This is a genomic window from Tistrella mobilis KA081020-065 (genome assembly GCF_000264455.2).
Taxonomy (GTDB): Bacteria; Pseudomonadota; Alphaproteobacteria; order Tistrellales; family Tistrellaceae; genus Tistrella; species Tistrella mobilis.
In genome coordinates this window covers 2,765,741-2,782,407 of sequence record NC_017956.1, presented here as the reverse complement: position 1 = coordinate 2,782,407, position 16,667 = coordinate 2,765,741, and the positions used below count along the sequence as shown (strand labels likewise).

At 70.0% G+C, this 16,667-nt stretch carries 14 protein-coding genes; 6 read left to right on the top strand and 8 right to left on the bottom strand.

The features are described 5' to 3' along the window. Positions 1-5: 5 nt before the first annotated feature. The 3 genes from TMO_RS12680 to metC all read right to left on the bottom strand — a co-directional run bounded on the left by TMO_RS12680 (position 6) and on the right by metC (position 4,417). Positions 6-1,751, bottom strand: a complete 1,746-nt coding sequence (locus TMO_RS12680) for a hypothetical protein (protein ID WP_014746032.1) — start codon at positions 1,749-1,751, stop codon at positions 6-8. A 112-nt stretch (positions 1,752-1,863) separates the two neighbouring features. Continuing rightward, a complete protein-coding gene (locus TMO_RS12675) occupies positions 1,864-3,141 on the bottom strand; it encodes a PQQ-dependent sugar dehydrogenase (protein WP_014746031.1) in 1,278 nt (425 codons plus the stop codon). Positions 3,142-3,184: 43 nt separating this feature from the next. Then, positions 3,185-4,417 (bottom strand): cystathionine beta-lyase, encoded by a 1,233-nt coding sequence (gene metC / locus TMO_RS12670; RefSeq protein ID WP_014746030.1) that lies wholly within the window; start codon positions 4,415-4,417, stop codon positions 3,185-3,187. 352 nt (positions 4,418-4,769) lie between these two features. Here metC and TMO_RS12665 point away from each other — a divergent pair, with 352 nt between their 5' ends. The 5 genes from TMO_RS12665 to TMO_RS12645 all read left to right on the top strand — a co-directional run bounded on the left by TMO_RS12665 (position 4,770) and on the right by TMO_RS12645 (position 10,212). Further along, a complete protein-coding gene (locus tag TMO_RS12665) occupies positions 4,770-5,801 on the top strand; it encodes an amino acid ABC transporter substrate-binding protein (protein ID WP_014746029.1) in 1,032 nt (343 codons plus the stop codon). A gap of 177 nt (positions 5,802-5,978) precedes the next feature. Further along, positions 5,979-7,184 carry an amino acid ABC transporter permease gene (locus TMO_RS12660; RefSeq protein ID WP_014746028.1) on the top strand — a complete coding sequence of 402 codons (1,206 nt, stop codon included), beginning with the start codon at positions 5,979-5,981 and terminating at the stop codon, positions 7,182-7,184. Positions 7,185-7,188: 4 nt separating this feature from the next. Continuing rightward, complete coding sequence (locus TMO_RS12655; RefSeq protein WP_014746027.1) at positions 7,189-8,292, top strand: amino acid ABC transporter permease; 1,104 nt, start codon at positions 7,189-7,191, stop codon at positions 8,290-8,292. A gap of 49 nt (positions 8,293-8,341) precedes the next feature. Then, on the top strand, positions 8,342-9,121 hold the full coding sequence (locus tag TMO_RS12650) for an amino acid ABC transporter ATP-binding protein (protein ID WP_051045512.1): 780 nt from the start codon (positions 8,342-8,344) through the stop codon (positions 9,119-9,121). 125 nt (positions 9,122-9,246) lie between these two features. Then, a complete protein-coding gene (locus tag TMO_RS12645; protein ID WP_014746025.1) occupies positions 9,247-10,212 on the top strand; it encodes an alpha/beta fold hydrolase in 966 nt (321 codons plus the stop codon). An 11-nt stretch (positions 10,213-10,223) separates the two neighbouring features. Here the strand turns inward: TMO_RS12645 and TMO_RS31690 are convergent, their stop codons facing one another. The 4 genes from TMO_RS31690 to sseA form a co-directional block, all read right to left on the bottom strand. Then, on the bottom strand, positions 10,224-11,171 hold the full coding sequence (locus TMO_RS31690; protein WP_014746024.1) for an FAD-dependent oxidoreductase: 948 nt from the start codon (positions 11,169-11,171) through the stop codon (positions 10,224-10,226). Next, on the bottom strand, positions 11,168-12,592 hold the full coding sequence (locus tag TMO_RS12635) for an FAD-dependent oxidoreductase (protein ID WP_014746023.1): 1,425 nt from the start codon (positions 12,590-12,592) through the stop codon (positions 11,168-11,170). Before TMO_RS12635 ends, TMO_RS31690 begins: the two co-directional genes overlap by 4 nt. After that, complete coding sequence (locus TMO_RS12630; protein ID WP_014746022.1) at positions 12,589-13,212, bottom strand: putative acetyltransferase; 624 nt, start codon at positions 13,210-13,212, stop codon at positions 12,589-12,591. The genes TMO_RS12635 and TMO_RS12630 overlap by 4 nt, the downstream gene beginning before the upstream one ends. 298 nt (positions 13,213-13,510) lie before the next feature. Continuing rightward, positions 13,511-14,365 carry a 3-mercaptopyruvate sulfurtransferase gene (sseA, locus tag TMO_RS12625; RefSeq protein ID WP_014746021.1) on the bottom strand — a complete coding sequence of 285 codons (855 nt, stop codon included), beginning with the start codon at positions 14,363-14,365 and terminating at the stop codon, positions 13,511-13,513. A gap of 279 nt (positions 14,366-14,644) precedes the next feature. Here sseA and TMO_RS12620 point away from each other — a divergent pair, with 279 nt between their 5' ends. Continuing rightward, positions 14,645-15,859 carry a 2OG-Fe(II) oxygenase family protein gene (locus TMO_RS12620; RefSeq protein ID WP_014746020.1) on the top strand — a complete coding sequence of 405 codons (1,215 nt, stop codon included), beginning with the start codon at positions 14,645-14,647 and terminating at the stop codon, positions 15,857-15,859. Here TMO_RS12620 and TMO_RS12615 read toward each other — a convergent pair whose 3' ends face one another. Beyond that, entirely contained in the window at positions 15,860-16,630 is a 771-nt protein-coding gene (locus tag TMO_RS12615; protein WP_014746019.1) for an alanyl-tRNA editing protein, read from the bottom strand. Positions 16,631-16,667 lie beyond the last annotated feature (37 nt).

Sequence of the window (16,667 nt, the reverse complement as noted above, 5' to 3'; positions counted from 1 at the left end):
CGGCGTCAGCTGCCGCGCAGACCGGTGAGGCAGCGAGGACGGCCGAGCGTGGCGCCACTGGCCCGGGCGAAGGCATGGGCAGTGCGCATCGCCCCTGCGGCGGCCAGGATCATCGCACCGGCAAGCCCGGCCGCCGTGGTGGCGTTCTCGCTGCCGGCTGCCGCGCCGATCGCCGTGGTGGGATCGAGGCGTGGCGCCGATGGCAGGGCGCGCGCAGGTGCCGCCCCCGATGACGGGTGGCCGAACGGATCATGGTCCTGCGCCGGCAGGCAGATCACCTGCGCGATTTCGGCGAAGAGCGTGCAGGCAAGCTCGGCCATCCCGCCCGAGACACGCGGGTCGAGCACCGGCCCCGCCAGCTCCAGATCCAGCCGGCGCTGACCGCTCGCGATCATGCGCGCGGCGATCCGGTCGATCTGGGCCGTCGCCGCCTCGGCAAAGGCCGCCGGCTGGGGCGCGGCGAGGCGGTCGGCGGTCGCGTTCAGCACGCGGGCGACGACCCGGGGGGCGATGCCCGCATCATGGAGCCCGGGCCGCGGCCGGGGGGCGCCATTGCCGAGGGCGGCGATGCGCGAGCCGATGGCGGCCAGACCCGAGATGAGGCCGAGGGCCGAAAGCGTGGGGGCCACGCCGTATTCGCGCGGCAGCGGCAGGCGCCAGACGGCATCCAGCCCGGAAGCGGCGGGGCCGGCACCGGCATCGGCCACCAGCATGGTCACCGATCGCGCGCCGCCCTGGCGCAGCCGGCGCGGCAGATCCGTCCCGCCGGCCAGATCGGCCGGGTCCGGCAGGATGATCACAAGATCGACCGGCAGATAGGGGCGGGCGCCGTCTTCGATCGGCCGGACCATCACCTCCAGCCCATAGCAGCGCCGCCAGAGATCCGCGGCTGCGGCTGCGGCCGGCATCAGCGGGGCGGCTGCGCTGAAGGCGATGCGGCCATGGATGCCGGCCGCAGCCGACACCGGCAGCGGTGCCGCATCCGGCGCGGTCAGCCCGGCCCCCAGGCGCACCGCATGGGCCAGATGATCCAGATCATGTGCGGTAAGATCGCGGCCGGCAGCCGGCATCGGCGGCACATCGGCCGGCCGGGCGGCCGGGCCGATGCGGCGGGCGATCACCCGGCCGCAGGCATCGGCGACCCGCACCCGGTCGGCCGAGAGGGTGGCGACATCGCCGGGCCGGAGCCCCACCGACACCGGATCCGCTCCGCTCAGCAGGCGTTCGTCGCTGGCGACCAGGCCGGTGTGATCGCCTGCCGCAAAGCACAGCGCCGTCTCGCCGCGGGCGACGAACATCCGGCGCGGATCCTCGTCGATCAGCAGGGTGAAGGACATGTCGCCGCCGGTGCGGTCCATCAGCCGGCGCAGTGCCAGCTCCGTATCCTGGCCGGGCCGGTCCAGATCGGCCAGCAGCGCCGCCAGGGCGATGTTGCGGCGCAGATCGGCGGAGGTCGGCTCCACCGCGCCGTCGCCCAGGCCAAGCCGGCAGATCGCGGGTGCCGGGCCCACGATACCCAGCGTCGTCTGGCCCAGCCGGATCAGCCGCGCATCGGGGCGGATGACATCCTGGCGTGCGGCGACGTGTTCGGGAATCTCGGGCCCGATCGCCGCCAGACCAGCGGCGGCACCGTGGGTCGCGAACATACGGGTGTCACGCCGCACGATGCGTGCCGGGTCCAGCTTGTCCAGTGCAGAATGCAAACGGTCACCGACCGGTTTGCCGTTCAGAATGCCGATCAGCGCGCTCATGGGGGGTCTCGCTCGAGAAAAGGGGCGAACCATCCGGTTCGGTTGCCTCTCTTCTGGCAAGCTCCGTGCCATGCCGCCGGCACATCACTGCGCAATCAGCTTGAAAATCCGGTCAGTTTCCCGTTGTGACAACACGCCAAAGCGTGCCGCCGGTATCGTCGGCGATCAGCAGGGCGCCGGCGCGGTCTACCGCCACTCCGGCCGGCCTGCCCCATACCTGCGCAGGCTCCCCACGCCCGCCGTCATCGAGGCGGAAACCTGAAGCGAAAACCTCGTAGACCCCGCCATCCGCCGGTGCGCCATCGGCATTGAAGGGCACGAAGGCCACGACATAGCCGCGGGGCTCTGCCGCATTCCAGGACCCGCGCAGGGCGACAAAGGCACCGCCGCTGTATCGTTCCGGGAACATTGTGCCATCGTAGAACGTCAGTCCGATCGGTGCAGAATGCGCCTGAAAACGCGAATCGGGGGTGATCAGCCGGGCCAGCCGGCCTTCGTCCTGCCCCTCCAGCCCGGGCTGGACCACCGGGTCGCCGCCGGCGCCGGCCCAGCCATAGGGCCAGCCGTAGAAGCCGCCCTCCCGGACCCGGGTCAGATAGTCGGGCACCAGATCGTCGCCCAGCCCGTCGCGCTCGTTGACCACGGTCCACAGCGCGCCGGTCTTGGGGTGGATCGCCATCCCCACCGGATTGCGCAGCCCGGTCGCGAAGCTGTGGCCGCCATCGCCCGGCCCGTCGAAGCGGCGGATGGTCGCCCGGGGCTCGGGCTCCACCCCCACATTCCCGCGGGAGCCGATGGAGACCCAGAACCCTTCCCCTTCGGGATCGAGTTGAAGACCGCGGGTCCAGTGACCACCGGCGCTGCCCAGAGCGTCGGGCGGGGTCACGGCTTCGGGTTCGGCGGTGATGCGGGTGTCGCCGGGCGTATAGGGCCAGCGCCAGACCCCGTTGGTGTCCGATACCCAGATCGTGCCCTCGCGGAAGCCGATGCCATGCGGGCGGGCCAGGCCGTCGATCAGGGTTTCGCGGACCTCCGCCCGGCCGTCGCCATCCGCGTCGCGCAGCAGGGTGATCTTGCCGGCCCGGCTTTCGGCCAGCAGGACATCGCCATTGGCGGCAACCGCCATGACCCGGGGATGCGCCAGCCCCTCGGCGAAGAGCGTGGCACGGAAGCCGTCGGGAACGCGCAGGGTGGCGGCCGCGGGCCGGTCGACCGTCTGCGGCGAATTGGCCGGGCTCGGGGCATTGCCCGGGGCCGGCAGGCGGTCGGCATCGACCCTGAGCCGGGTTCCGGGTGCCGGATCGGTTGCAGCTGCGGGGCCTGCCAGGCTGAGGCTCAGGCCAAGGCCGAGCGCAAGAACAGCCGGGGCGATGGGAATGGCGGCGGTCATGACGTCTCCCTCGTCTCGGGGGCCGCCTGCCGCCGCCCGTTCGTCAGGCGTCGGCGGCGGCGGCATAGCGGGCGAGGCCCGCGTCCAGATCGGCGATCAGATCGGCCGGGTCTTCCAGCCCGGCATGGATGCGCAGCAGTGGTCCGCGGCCGGTCCAGCGGTCGCGGGTGGCGGTGCGGGCCCGGCGCGGGTCGGCCGGCAGGATCAGGCTTTCATAGCCGCCCCAGGAAAAGCCCATCTTGAACAGGGCCATGTGGTCGACCATCGCCGCGATCCGGTCGCGGCTGCCCGGCTGAAGCTCCACCGCGAACAGGCCGCTCGACCCCTGGAAGTCGCGCAGGAAGGCCTCGTGGCCCGGGCAGCCGGGCAGGGCGGGATGCAGCACCTGACGCACCATGTCGTGCCCGGCCAGGTGTCGGGCAAGGGCCAGGCCGGTTTCGCGGTGCCGCGCCATGCGCACCGACAGGGTGCGCAGCCCGCGCAGCGCCAGATAGCAGTCGTCCGGTCCCGGAGGGGCGCCGATCTCGCTGGCCGCCCGGCGCAGCGCCGGAAAGGCCTCTTCCGTGGCCGACAGAACGCCCATCATGGCGTCGGAATGGCCGACCAGATATTTGGTTCCGGCCTCCATCACCACGTCGACCCCCATGGCGAGCGGCTTCAGATAGAGCGGCGTCGCCCAGGAATTGTCGAGCGCGGTGCGCACGCCCGCGGCCTTGGCCGCGGCGATCATCGCCGGCAGATCGGCCACTTCGAAGGTGAGCGAACCCGGCGCTTCCAGCATCAGCAGCTTCGTGTTCGGCCGGAAATGATCGGCAACCCCAGCCCCCGCCATCGGGTCGACATAGGTGACCTCGACGCCGTAGCGGCCGAGGAACTGGTCCGCCAGCGCCCGGGTCGGTTCGTAGACGTTGTCGAGCACGACCACATGATCGCCGGCACCGGTAAAGGCGGTAAGCATCGCCAGGATCGCCGTCTTGCCCGAGGCGAGCGCGATGCCGCGCGCACCGCCCGCCAGCTCGGCATAGGCATCTTCCAGCGCATGGGTGATCGGCGTGCCGTAGCGCCCGTAATAGACCCCGCGGGTGGGGTCGGCCGCGGCCTTCACCAGCGCGTCGAGTGTGGGAAACAGCACGGTCGAGGCGTGATGCACCGGCGGGTTGACGATGCCGTGATTGGCGAAGGGATCCCGCCCGACGTGAACGATCCGGGTGTCGATCCCGTGGGGATCTTCGTTCCTGTGTGCCCCTGTCGCGTCGGGACGCGTCTCGTCGGACATGGTTCCGGCTCTCCTCGATCCGTGCATTCGGCGCGGCCTTGCGCCGTCGGGCGCATTTCAACGCGCGCAGCCGCCGCTGACAACCCGGCTCGATGCCTCAGGGCGCACGCTTGCATGACGATTGACCGGTGTGCTACCAACGAACAGGGGAAGATGTGGAGCTTTCAGGAACGCGTCCGGGGGGGCGCGCTCCGCGGATCCGGCGGGAGGGCCGCCGGACAACCGTGCTCCGCTCGAAACGACGCATGTCGGACGGACGTTTTGCATCGCGGGCCCTGGGGGCTGCATGTGTGCGTCCGGAGTCCGCCGATCAGGCGGCATCGACCTGCAGATGAGGGGCTTTGCGATACACATGTCGATCAAGACCTTCGTGGCCGCGCTTGCGGCTACCGTCGCCGTCGCGGCGCTTGGCGCGCCCGCCCATGCCGGCGCGACGCTGGACGCGATCAAGAAGAACGGCACGCTGCGCTGCGGCGTGAACACCGGTCTGCCGGGCTTCTCGGCGCCGGACAGCACCGGCCGCTGGAGCGGCATGGACGCCGACTTCTGCCGTGCGGTCGCGGCCACCATCCTCGGCGACGCGGAAAAGGTCCAGTTCGTGCCGCTGTCGGCCCAGGCGCGCTTCACCGCGCTGCAGTCGGGTGAAATCGATCTCCTGTCGCGCAACAGCACCAACACGCTGACCCGCGACGCCTCGCTCGGCCTGTTCTTCGTCGGTACCTGGTTCTACGACGGCCAGGGCTTCCTGATCACCAAGGCCGCGGGCGTCAGCAGCGCCAAGGAACTGGACGGCGCCACCGTCTGCGTTCAGTCCGGCACCACCACCGAGCTCAACCTCACCGACTACTTCCGTGCCCATGGCATGAAGCTGCAGCCGGTGGTGTTCGAGAGCTTCGAGGAATCCTACAAGGCTTATTTCTCGGGCCGGTGCGATGCCTACACCACCGACATCTCGGGCCTTGCGGCGCTGCGGTCGGTGAACGCGCAGAACCCGGAAGATCACGTGATCCTGCCCGAGGCGATCTCGAAGGAGCCCCTGGCACCGGCGGTGCGTCGTGGCGACGACGAGTACTTCACCATCGTGAAGTGGGTCCGCAACGCCCTGATCGAGGCCGAGGAATACGGCATCTCGTCGAAGAATGTCGACGAGATGAAGTCCTCGTCCGAGAACCCGGTCGTGCGCCGCATCCTCGGCACCTCGCCCGGCATGGGCCAGACGCTGGGCCTGGACGACGAGTGGGCCTATCGCCCGATCAAACAGGTCGGCAATTACGGCGAGATCTTCTCGCGCAATGTCGGCCCCGAAAGCCCGCTGAAGCTGGAGCGCGGCCTGAACGCGCAGTGGAGCGACGGCGGCGTGCTGTACGCCGACCCGATCCGCTGATCGCCTGCATGGTGGCGCCGGCGACCGCCGAGGGCCGGCGACCCAACAGGTCTGAGGGGGGGCGTGATCGGCTGATCACGGCCCCCTCGGCCGTCTCGGGCTGCTGTTCGTGATGTGCCACCGGTGGACCCCGGCCGCCGTAACGCATCCGCGACGAGCGAAGGGCTTCCAGAGCCGATGACCGACACCAGCCGCCGTCCGGGCACCTCCGCCCCGGACGGCACGCCGCCCCGTCGTTCGATGCTGAACGACGCTGGCGTGCGTGCGGTGTTGTTCCAGATCATCGCCATGGCAATCGTGATTGCCATCGGCTGGTATCTGGTGGGCAACACCCTGCACAATCTCGCCACCCGCAACATCCAGACCGGCTTCGACTATCTGAGCCGCGAGGCCGGGTTTGCGATCGGCGAGTCTCTCATTCCGTACAATGCGACCGACACCTATGCCCGTGCCCTTTGGGTGGGCGTGGTCAACACGCTGAAGGTGTCGCTGATCGGCATCGTATTCGCGATGCTGATCGGCGTGGTGATCGGTGTCGCCCGCCTGTCGAGCAACTGGCTGCTCGCCAAGCTGGCGACGATCTATGTCGAGACGTTGCGCAACATCCCGGTGCTGCTGCAGCTGTTCTTCTGGTACGGGCTGATCACCGAGGTTCTGCCGGCGCCACGCCAGGCGCTGCAGCCGATCGAGGGCGTGTTCCTCAGCAATCGCGGCTTCAAGATGCCGGCCCCGGCCGACCATCCTGCCTGGTGGGGGGCGCTGATCGCGCTCATCGTCGCGATCCTGGCCGTGCGCTTCCTGCTGGCCCGTGCCCGCAGGATCCAGGCGGCGACCGGCGACCGGCCGAAGACGCTGATCCCCTCGCTCGCCCTGCTGATCGGCCTGCCGGTCGCGGTCTGGGCGGTGATGGGCGCGCCGCTTGCGCTCGACATGCCGGAATTGCGCGGCTTCAACTTCCAGGGCGGCGTCTCGGTCTCGCCGGAATTTGCCGCGCTGACGCTGGGCCTCACGCTCTACACCGCTGCCTTCATCGCCGAAACCGTACGGTCGGGCATTCAGGCGGTCGGCAAGGGCCAGTGGGAAGCGGCTGCCGCACTGGGCCTCAAGCCCGGCGTCACCATGCGGCTGATCATCCTGCCGCAGGCCCTGCGCGTGATCGTGCCGCCGACCACCAGCCAGTTCCTGAACCTGACCAAGAACAGCTCGCTCGCGGTCGCGATCGGCTATCCGGACATCGTGTCGGTGGCCAATACGACCCTGAACCAGACCGGTCAGGCCATCGAGAACATCGCCCTGATCATGCTGGCATACCTGACGGTCAGCCTGTCGATCTCGGCGTTCATGAACTGGTACAACAAGCGCATCGCGCTGGTGGAGCGCTAGGCCGATGACCGCTCAGACCATACCGGAAAAGACGGCCGCAGAACGGCCGCCCGCGGCGACGGTGGGACCCATCGCCTGGATCCGCGGCAATCTGTTCAACACCTGGTACAACGCGCTGATCACCGTGGCCATCGCCTGGGCGCTGATTTCGTGGCTGCCCGGGCTGATCGACTGGGCCTTCGTCGATGCGGTCTGGGGCCGTGCTGCGCCCGAGGCCTGCAAGGCGGCGGAAGGGGCCTGCTGGGCCTTCATCCGCGAGAAGTACCGCCTGATCCTGTTCGGCACCTATCCTTACGAGGAACAGTGGCGGCCGCTCGCCTCCATCCTGATCTTCGTGACCCTGGTCGCCGCCAGCGGCTACCGGAAGTTCTGGAGCCGGAAGCTGGTCTATGTGTGGATCGCGGCGCTGCTGCTGATCTGCCTGCTGATGTGGGGTGGTGTCTTCGGCCTGCCGCTGGTCGAGACCCGGCTCTGGGGCGGCCTGATGATCACCCTGGTGCTGTCGGTCTTCGGCTGCGGCATCGCCTTCCCGATCGCGGTGCTGCTGGCGCTGGGGCGCCGGTCGAACCTGCCGATCATCAAGGCACTGTCGGTGACCTATATCGAGCTGATCCGCGGCGTGCCGCTGGTGACGCTGCTGTTCATGGCCTCGGTCATGATCCCGCTCTTCCTGCCGGAAGGGCTCAACATCAACAAGCTGCTGCGGGCCCAGATCGCAATCATCATGTTCGCGGCCGCCTATCTGGCCGAGGTGGTGCGCGGCGGCCTGCAGGCCATCCCCAAGGGGCAGTACGAAGCGGCCGACGCGCTCGGCCTCGGCTACTGGCAGAAGATGCGGCTGATCATTCTGCCGCAGGCGCTGAAGATCAGCATTCCGTCGACCGTGAATTCGTTCCTGTCGACGCTGAAGGACACCTCGCTGGTGGTCATCATCGGCATCTTCGACCTGATGCTGGCGACCCGTGCGGCGCTGAACGACGCGCCCTGGCGGACCTATTTCGCCGAGGCCTATGTCTTCGCGGCGCTGGTCTACTTCGTCTTCTGCTTCGCGATCTCGCGCTACAGCCAGTGGCTGGAGCGGTATCTGGGTCGCGGTGCCCATCGTTGAGGGAAGGATCGATCCGATGACCAATCAGACCGACATGGCCGCCGGCGAGATGCCCGAGGCCGCCGGGCCGCGGGTCGCCTCTGCCCGCGGTGCCGACAGCATCATCCGACTGGATCACGTCAACAAGTGGTACGGCCAGTTTCACGTGCTGCGCGACATCAATCTGGATGTCGCGCGCGGCGAGCGCATCGTCATCTGCGGACCCTCGGGGTCGGGCAAGTCGACGATGATCCGCTGCATCAACCGGCTGGAGGAACACCAGAAGGGCAGCATCGTCGTCAACGGCGTGGAGCTGAGCAACGACGTCAAGGCGGTGGAGAACATCCGCCGCGAGGTCGGGATGGTGTTCCAGCACTTCAACCTGTTCCCGCATCTGACGGTGCTGGAGAACCTGACCCTGGCGCCGCTCTGGGTCCACAAGGTGCCGCGCAAGGAAGCCGAGGCGACGGCGATGTCCTATCTGGAGCGCGTGCGGATTCCGGATCAGGCCAACAAATATCCGGGCCAGCTGTCGGGCGGTCAGCAGCAGCGCGTGGCGATCGCGCGCTCGCTGTGCACCAACCCCAAGGTCATGCTCTTCGACGAGCCGACCTCGGCGCTGGACCCCGAGATGATCAAGGAAGTGCTCGACGTGATGATCGAGCTGGCCGAGACCGGTATGACCATGCTCTGCGTGACCCATGAAATGGGCTTCGCCCGCACCGTCGCCGACCGGGTGATCTTCATGGATCGCGGCGAGATCGTGGAAGAGAACGTGCCCGAGGAATTCTTCCTCAACCCGCAGAACGACCGGACCAAGGCCTTCCTGGGGCAGATCCTGCATCACTGAGCGATCTGCAACCTCTGGCTGTATCCAGACCCCCGGCCTGTTCCAGGCCGGGGGTTTGTCTTTGAAGAGACGGGAGAATTTTCCGACGCTTGATCAGCCATCCGGCTTCGGGCGATACTAAGTGCATGCGCGCCATGGTTGATGACAGGCCGGCCGAGCCCGGCATGGCTGCCGAAGGGTCCCCGCTTTCGGGCAGCTTCACCTCCGGACGGTTCGATCCCGGTTCCGGCCCGGTTCTTCATGTCCAGTCCTGGCCCGGCGGCGATCCGGCCGGCCGGCCCCTGCTGATGACCCATGGCACCGGCTATTGCGGCGCGACGCTGGAGCCGGTGGCGCTGAACCTTTCGGCCCATGCCTCGGGCGTGTGGAGCTATGACCGTCGCGGCCATGGGGCGTCGGGCCGTACCCCCGGCGATTACGGGTTCCGGGCCTTCGCGTTGGATCTGATCGCGCTGGCCGATGCCATGGGCTGGCGCGGGATCGACGTGCTGGCCCATTCGGCCGGCGCCACCGATGTGCTGCTGGCGGCCGCACTCCGGCCCGAGCTGTTCCGGCGGATGGTGGTGATCGAGCCCACGATTTCCGAACCGGGCGCCGGAGTGGAACCCGAGCCCGAAGGCTGGGCCTTCGGCCGTGGCCTGGTGGAGGCCGCCGGTCGGCGCAAGCCGCGCTTCACCGACCGCGAGACCGCACGGGCGCGCTTCGCCTCGCGCCCGCCCTTCGACGTGGTGACGCCGGCGGCGCTGGATCTTTATCTGGATTGGGGGTTCCGCCGCGACGGCGCCGAGCTGGTGCTGGCCTGCGAGCCGGAAACCGAGGCCGACATTCTGGGGCCGATCGCGCGTGCCATGGGCAATGCCAATAGCGGCGACCCGGCGGGCGACCCCTTCCTGCTGCTGCACGACCAGCATGTGCCGGTGCTGGTGGCCAAGACCGCCCGGTCGCATCCGGTGTTTCAGAACATGTCTGCGATCGCGGCCCGGCACATGCCGGGCACCCGCGATTTCGTCACGCTCGACACCGCCCATCTGGCGCCGATGGAAGCGCCGGACCAGGTGGTCGATCTGGCCCGACCCTTCCTTTACGGCTGATCCTGACAAGGTCAGGCGGCGAGCAGCCCGGCCAGACGCTCGCCCGCGATCAGCGCCGCGCCCATGTCCCAGTCGCCGCCGCCATCGGCGACGAACAGCCCCGCCCGGCCGGGCACGGCCCCGGCCATGGCGGCGGCATCCGGCGCCTGACCGGCCACCCGCCACATGCGGGTCAACAACTGCCCGGCCGTGTCGGGCAGGATGGCGGTGACCCGGGCGGCGGCGGCGGCGATTTCGTCGGGCGACAGCGGGGCGGCCGGGGCGGCTGCGCGGGCCGCAGCACCCGAGGCGGAGGTCGCGACCGACCCGTCTTCGTGCAGGGCGACCAGCCAGCCGCCGTCGCCGGTACCGCGCAGCACCGCCCGGCCGTCTTCGGCCAGCATCACGTCACTGGGCCGGCTGCGGCAGGTTTCGGGGGTGATCCGGTCGGGACGAAGCTTCAGGCGCAGCGACACCGCCGGACGGACCGGCAGATCGGCCTTCAGCCAGCTGCCGGCCGTATCGCGGGCGGGGCCGGCGGCGATCGCCATCAGCCGGCCGGCGATGCCATAGCCGGGGGCGCAGGCAACGCGGAACCCGGCTTCGGTTTCCTCGGCCCCGATCGCGGCCACCCCCTCGCGCAGATCCACGCCCCGTTCCCGGGCGCGACGGCTGAGCGTTTCGGCGAAGAGGCCGGGGGCCAGAACGCCCAGGCCTTCGGGCAGGGTGTCGGCCGCGCCTTCGGGCACCGTCGCCGTGGTCACCAGGGCCGCGGCTTCGTCCGCACCCAGCAGGCGGGCAAGGGCGGCGCGGCCCTCGGTGCCGATCAGCCCGCAGATGCCGTCCAGATCGCGGCCGGCACCGGCGGTCGCTTCCAGCACCGTGACCCGGAAGGCCTGCCGGCGCAGCCCGATCGCGGCTGCAAGGCCGACCACCCCGCCGCCGACGATGACGACGTCGCAATCCACCAGCCGGCTCATCCTGCACGCTCCGTGATGTCGTTGACTTGTCCCCGTCCGGCTGCGGCCAGCATGCCCAGCGGCACGGGCATGGCCGGGCTTTCGCCCTGGCTGGTGCCGAGGCCGGCGAGCGGCAGGGCGCCGAGGGCGGCGATCAGTTCGGCCAGAACGCCGGCCCGGCCCAGGCCGCCGGCGCGGGCCAGATCGACGCCCAGCACCGCCGCGGCCCGGCCCAGCCGGTCCAGGCGATGGCGCGCCGCCACCTGCTTCAGCCGGCCGAGCGTCAGCCCGCTTGCCGGATCGATCGGGGCGTCGTCATCCTGGGCCAGAACCCAGCCGGTGGGGTAGGGATGGTCGACCGCGATCTCGGCACCGGTGCGCCGGTCGTGCGAGAGCAGCGGCGTCATCCGCGCCAGTTCGATCCGGGCCTCTGCAATGCCCAGATCCGAGGCGACGGCAAGCCCTGCCGCAGCACCAAGCCGGTCGGCGACTGCCGGGCGCGGATGGGGGCCGGCCTCGCCCGCGACATAGAGCCCGGGGCATTCCGGCACCCGGCCTTCGGCGTCCAGCTGGGGCAGGAAGGCCCGGCGGTCGGGATCGAAAGCCAGCGCCACGCCGGCCGAGGCGAGCAGGCGGTGATCGGCGATCATGCCATGGCCGACACCCACGGTGTCGCAGACGATGTCGCGGGTCTCTCCGCGGCCGTCGGTGGCGATGATCCGCTCGACATGGCCGTCGCCTTCCACCCTGAGACGGGTGATGCCGGTCAGGACCGGCACGTCGCGGCCTACCAGGCGTAGCCAGCGGCCGAGCCCGGTGCCAGGGCGGCCGCTTTCGGCACCGATCGGGCCGCGCCGCCACGGGTCGGGATCGAGGTCGATGACCGCGGTCAGCCGGCGGCCGGCACGCACCAGCCGGTCGGCGACCTCGTAAAGGCCGGGGCCGCCGCCGATCAGCACCGGGCGCTGGCCGATGGTGGTGTTGCCGGCCTGTTCGGGGGCGCGGTAGAGCGTGCCCAGATCGGTGACGCCGGAAAGCTGGCCGCCGGGCAGCGGGATCGGCCGGGTCTCGGCACCGGTGGCGAGCACCAGACGGTCGAAGGCGAGGCGCGAAATGCCGTCGCGGCCGGCCAGCAGCACCGCGCCATCCTCGATGGCCCAGGCGACATGGCCGGTGATCAGGCGCACGGCGCTGCGGATGCGGGCGGCGCGGCCGCGGAAGCGCAGAAAATCGACATCGCCGGCGGGGGAGCCGGCATCGGCTTCCGAGGCGCCGACGAAGGCGCGGCCGCCCCAGTCGTCGGCCGGCGCGACCACGATCGGCTGGAGGCCGTGGGCGAGCAGTTTTTCGGTGGCGGCCAGACCGGCCGGGCCGGCACCGATCACCACCACCCGGCGGCCCGCCGGGGCAGGACCCGTCTGGAAGGTTTCGCCGATGGTCATGTCGGGGCCTCCCCCACCGGGCCGGGCACGATGTTGGACAGATCCGTCCCCTCGGTCAGCAGGCCGCCGGTGCCGGCATTGCGGCCGCGATCGCTGCCGGTCAGGGCCAGATCGGCCGGCATGGGGCTGCGTTCCTGCCGGAACACGCCGAAGCCGCCGCGCTGATAGGTCTGCATGGCCTTGGGGTGGTCCAGATTGGAGCAGCGCGCCCAGAGCCGTGTCGGATGATAGCTCCAGGCGATGTCCACCACCTGGTCGAGCAGGAAGCCGCGGAAGCTGCGGCCGACATATTCAGGCATGAGTCCGTGATACGCGATTTCGATGGAATCGTCCTCGGCCCGACGGTCGAGTTCGGCGAAGCCCGCAGGCACGCCGGCGACATAGAGCACGAAGATCTCGATCTTCTCGTCGGCGAGAATCTGGCCGATGGCCTCGTCGTCAAGGCCCAGGCGTTCGGGGCGAAGCAGGTTTGCCCGGGCGCCGGCATGCAGATAGCGGTAGAAATGGACCGGCATGTTCCAGGCCCGGAGCAGGGCATACTGCCCCGAGGGCAGCTTGCCACGTCCATGGCGGTCCGGCGGCGAGGTCATTTCGAAGTAGGTGACGACAAGTTCCGTCATCGACGCTTTCTCCACGCGCGGTGGCGACCATCGCCCCGCGACCCGGTCAGGCCAGCCGTCAGACCAGGCCGGTCGGACGGGCGGTATCGGAAACCGCAGGTTCCGTCGGCCCTTGCGGGCATCGGAACGAAGACGAACCGCCGCAGGCCGGATGCGGCCTGCGGTCGGTGGCAGCGTGAGCGGGGGACACGAGCACCGGCACCGGCGGCGGCTTTGCCCGCCGGTGCGGTTATTCTGGCCGGCACCATGAGTTCAGCCGGTGCGGTGCCGGTCGGCACCCTTATGGTCCGGGCGGAGATCACCGTTCGATCGGCAGGCTTTCGTCCGACCCCCAGTCTGCCCAAGACCCGTCATAGACCGGCACGTCGCGCTTGCCCAGCAGATACATGGCCAGCGCCAGCATGCCGGCGGTGATGCCCGATCCGCACATGGCGATCACCGGCTTCGACGGATCGACGCCCGCCGCCAGGATCCGCGCTTCCAGCCGTTCGGCATCCAGCACCGTGCCCGACATGGGGTCGAGCAGGTCGGTATAGGGCAGGTTGAGCGCGCCGGGCACATGGCCCGCCCGCACGCCCGGCCGCGGCTCGGGCGCCTCGCCGCGGAAGCGGTCGGCCGGGCGCATGTCGACCAGCTGTGTGCGGCCGTCGCCGGTGGCGCGGGCCACCTGATGGCGGTCCTTCACCAGCAGGTTGTTGACCCGGGCGGTGAAATGCCGTTCCCGCGGCGGTTCGGGGCGTTCCTCGACCACCGGTCGGCCCTCGGCCAGCCATTTGGGCAGGCCGCCATCCAGCACCGCGACATCGTCATGGCCGAAGACGCGGAACATCCACCAGGCGCGGGCGGCGCTGCGCAGGCCGATCGCGTCATAGACGACGATCTTCACGCCGTCGCCCAGGCCCAGCCGGCGGACCCGCGACGAGAACTTCTCGGGCGCGGGCAGCATATGCGGCAGATGGCTGGTGGTATCGGCGATCTCGTCGATGTCGAAGAACACCGCACCGGGGATGCGCAGCTTCGCATGCTCGGCACGCGGATCGCGGCCCTCCTGCGGGAAAAACCAGGACGCATCGACGACGCGCACATCGGGCGCATCGAGGTGGTCGGCGAGCCAGGCGGTGCTGACCAGGGCGTCGGGCTTGGCGTAGGGCATCGGGGGCAGCGTCCTCCGTGGTTCTTCCCGGGCCGGATCGGTCGATGGCGCCTGGCCCGACCCCGGCCGGCGCCGGTCTCGTCTGATCTTGCTCAATCAATCTTGGGCAGGTGTCGCGGCCCGTGCGGAGCTGCGTCCCGCCACCTCGTCGGCCACATGATACCGGACCCGCGGCGGCACCGCCACAGCCGCCCGCGGCTCTTGCACCCGCTTTACGGCGATGGGACGCTCCTGCATTCTGAACGTCACACGTTCACGGCCCCCCCGGAGACCTGCACCATGTCCGACACCGCTGTTGCCGCGGCCCGTACTTTACCCTTCCTGCCCGGCGACCCGGTGCCCTGGTTCCAGGGGGATTGTGCCGGCAATCCGAACTTCGCCTTTTCCACCGTTGCCGGCCGCTGGTCGGTGCTGGTGCTGCTGGGATCGGCTACGGTGCCGCAGCTTCAGGCCGCCGTGGCGACGATCGCCGGGGCTGCGCCGCTGTTTGCCGATCCCGGGCGGACCTGTTTCTTCGTGACGCTGGATGCGGCCGACCGGGTCGGCCAGCCTGCGCGCCTGCCGCTGCATCTGCCGGGCTTCTATGCCTTCGCGGATGCCGATGGCGAAATCTCGCGCCGCTATCGGGCGATCGATCCTGCGGCAGATCCGCGCAGCGGCCATGTCGCCTACCGGCCCTACTGGCTGCTGCTCGACCCCACCCTGCGTGTGGTTGCGGCCGGCGGCATGGAAGACACGGCCCGGCTGCTGGATCTGGTGGCGCAACTGCCGGCGCCGGCCGCCCATGGCAGTGTGGTCGCCGAAGACGGGCGGATCCTGACCGTGGCGCCGGCCGACGATGCCGGCCAGCCCTGGGCGCCGGTGCTGGCGGTGCCGCGCGTCTTCGAGCCGGCCTTCTGCCGCCGGCTGATGGCCGAATACGACCGGCTGGGCGGCGAAGAGAGCGGCTTCATGCGCGAGGTCGGCGGCCGCACGGTCGAGATGCGCGATTACGGTCACAAGCGCCGCGCCGACTGTCTGATCGAAGACGAGACGCTGCGCGCCGGCATCCGGGCGCGGATCGAGCGCCGGCTGCTGCCGGAGCTGCAGAAGGCCTTCCAGTACAAGGCGACGCGGATCGAGCGCTATATCGTCGCCTGTTACGACGGCGACGGGGCGGGCGGCTATTTCCGCCCGCACCGCGACAACACCACCCGCGGCACCGCCCATCGCCGCTTCGCGGTGACCATCAACCTGAATGCCGAAGATTATGAGGGCGGCGAGCTGCGCTTCCCCGAATTCGGCGACCGCCGCTATCGGGCGCCCACCGGCGGCGCGGTGGTGTTCTCGTGCAGCCTGCTGCACGAGGCCCTGGCCGTGACCCGCGGCCGCCGCTTCGCCTGCCTGCCCTTCCTCTATGACGACGACGGCGCCGCCATCCGGGCGCGCAATGCCGAATTCCTTGAAGATCCGCAGTTGGCGGCCGTGGCGCGGGGCACCGCGGCCGTCGGTTGATCAGCCGGCGAAGGCGATCACCACCCGCCGGTTCTGGCGCCCCTTCTTTTCGATCTTCACCACCTCTACCGCACCGATCTCGCCGGCGCGGGCGACATGGGTGCCGCCACAGGGCTGAAGATCGACATGAGGGGCGTCGGCGCCGGCCGTGCCCGCGCCGATCCTGACCAGCCGCACCCGGCCGGCACCGCGCGGCGGCTGGACCGACATGGTCTTGACCAGATGCGGCGCCGCATCCAGCTCGGCATCGGTGATCCAGTCGGTTTCGACCGCATGATCGGCCCGGATCAGATCGTTCAGCGCGTCGGTGATCGCCTGTTTGTCGAGTGTGGCATCAGGCCAGTCGAAATCGAGCCGGGCGCGATCGGCGCCGACCTGGCCGCCGGTGACCGGCGCCACCACGATCGCCGAGAGCAGATGCAGGCAGGTGTGCAGCCGCATATGGGCGTGGCGGCGCTCCCAGTCGAGTTCGGCGGTAACCTCGGTGCCGATGGCGGGCGGCGCCTCGGCGCCTGTCGCGTCCAGGCGATGGATGATCTCGTCGGGCTCCCCGCCGGTCTCGGGTTTCCGGCCCTTCACCGCCTCGGTCACCGTCCAGACCCGGCCGACCGCATCGGTCAGCCGGCCCGAATCCCCCGGCTGACCGCCGCCGGTCGGGTAGAAGACGCTCCGGTCCAGGATCACCCCGCCGTCTTCGGTGACGGCCACCACGCGGGCGGTGCAGCTTCGGGCGTAGGGATCGTTACGGAAGACAGGATCGGTGGCAGGCATGGACACGCTCCGGTTTCGAACGGGGGAAACCGGAGCT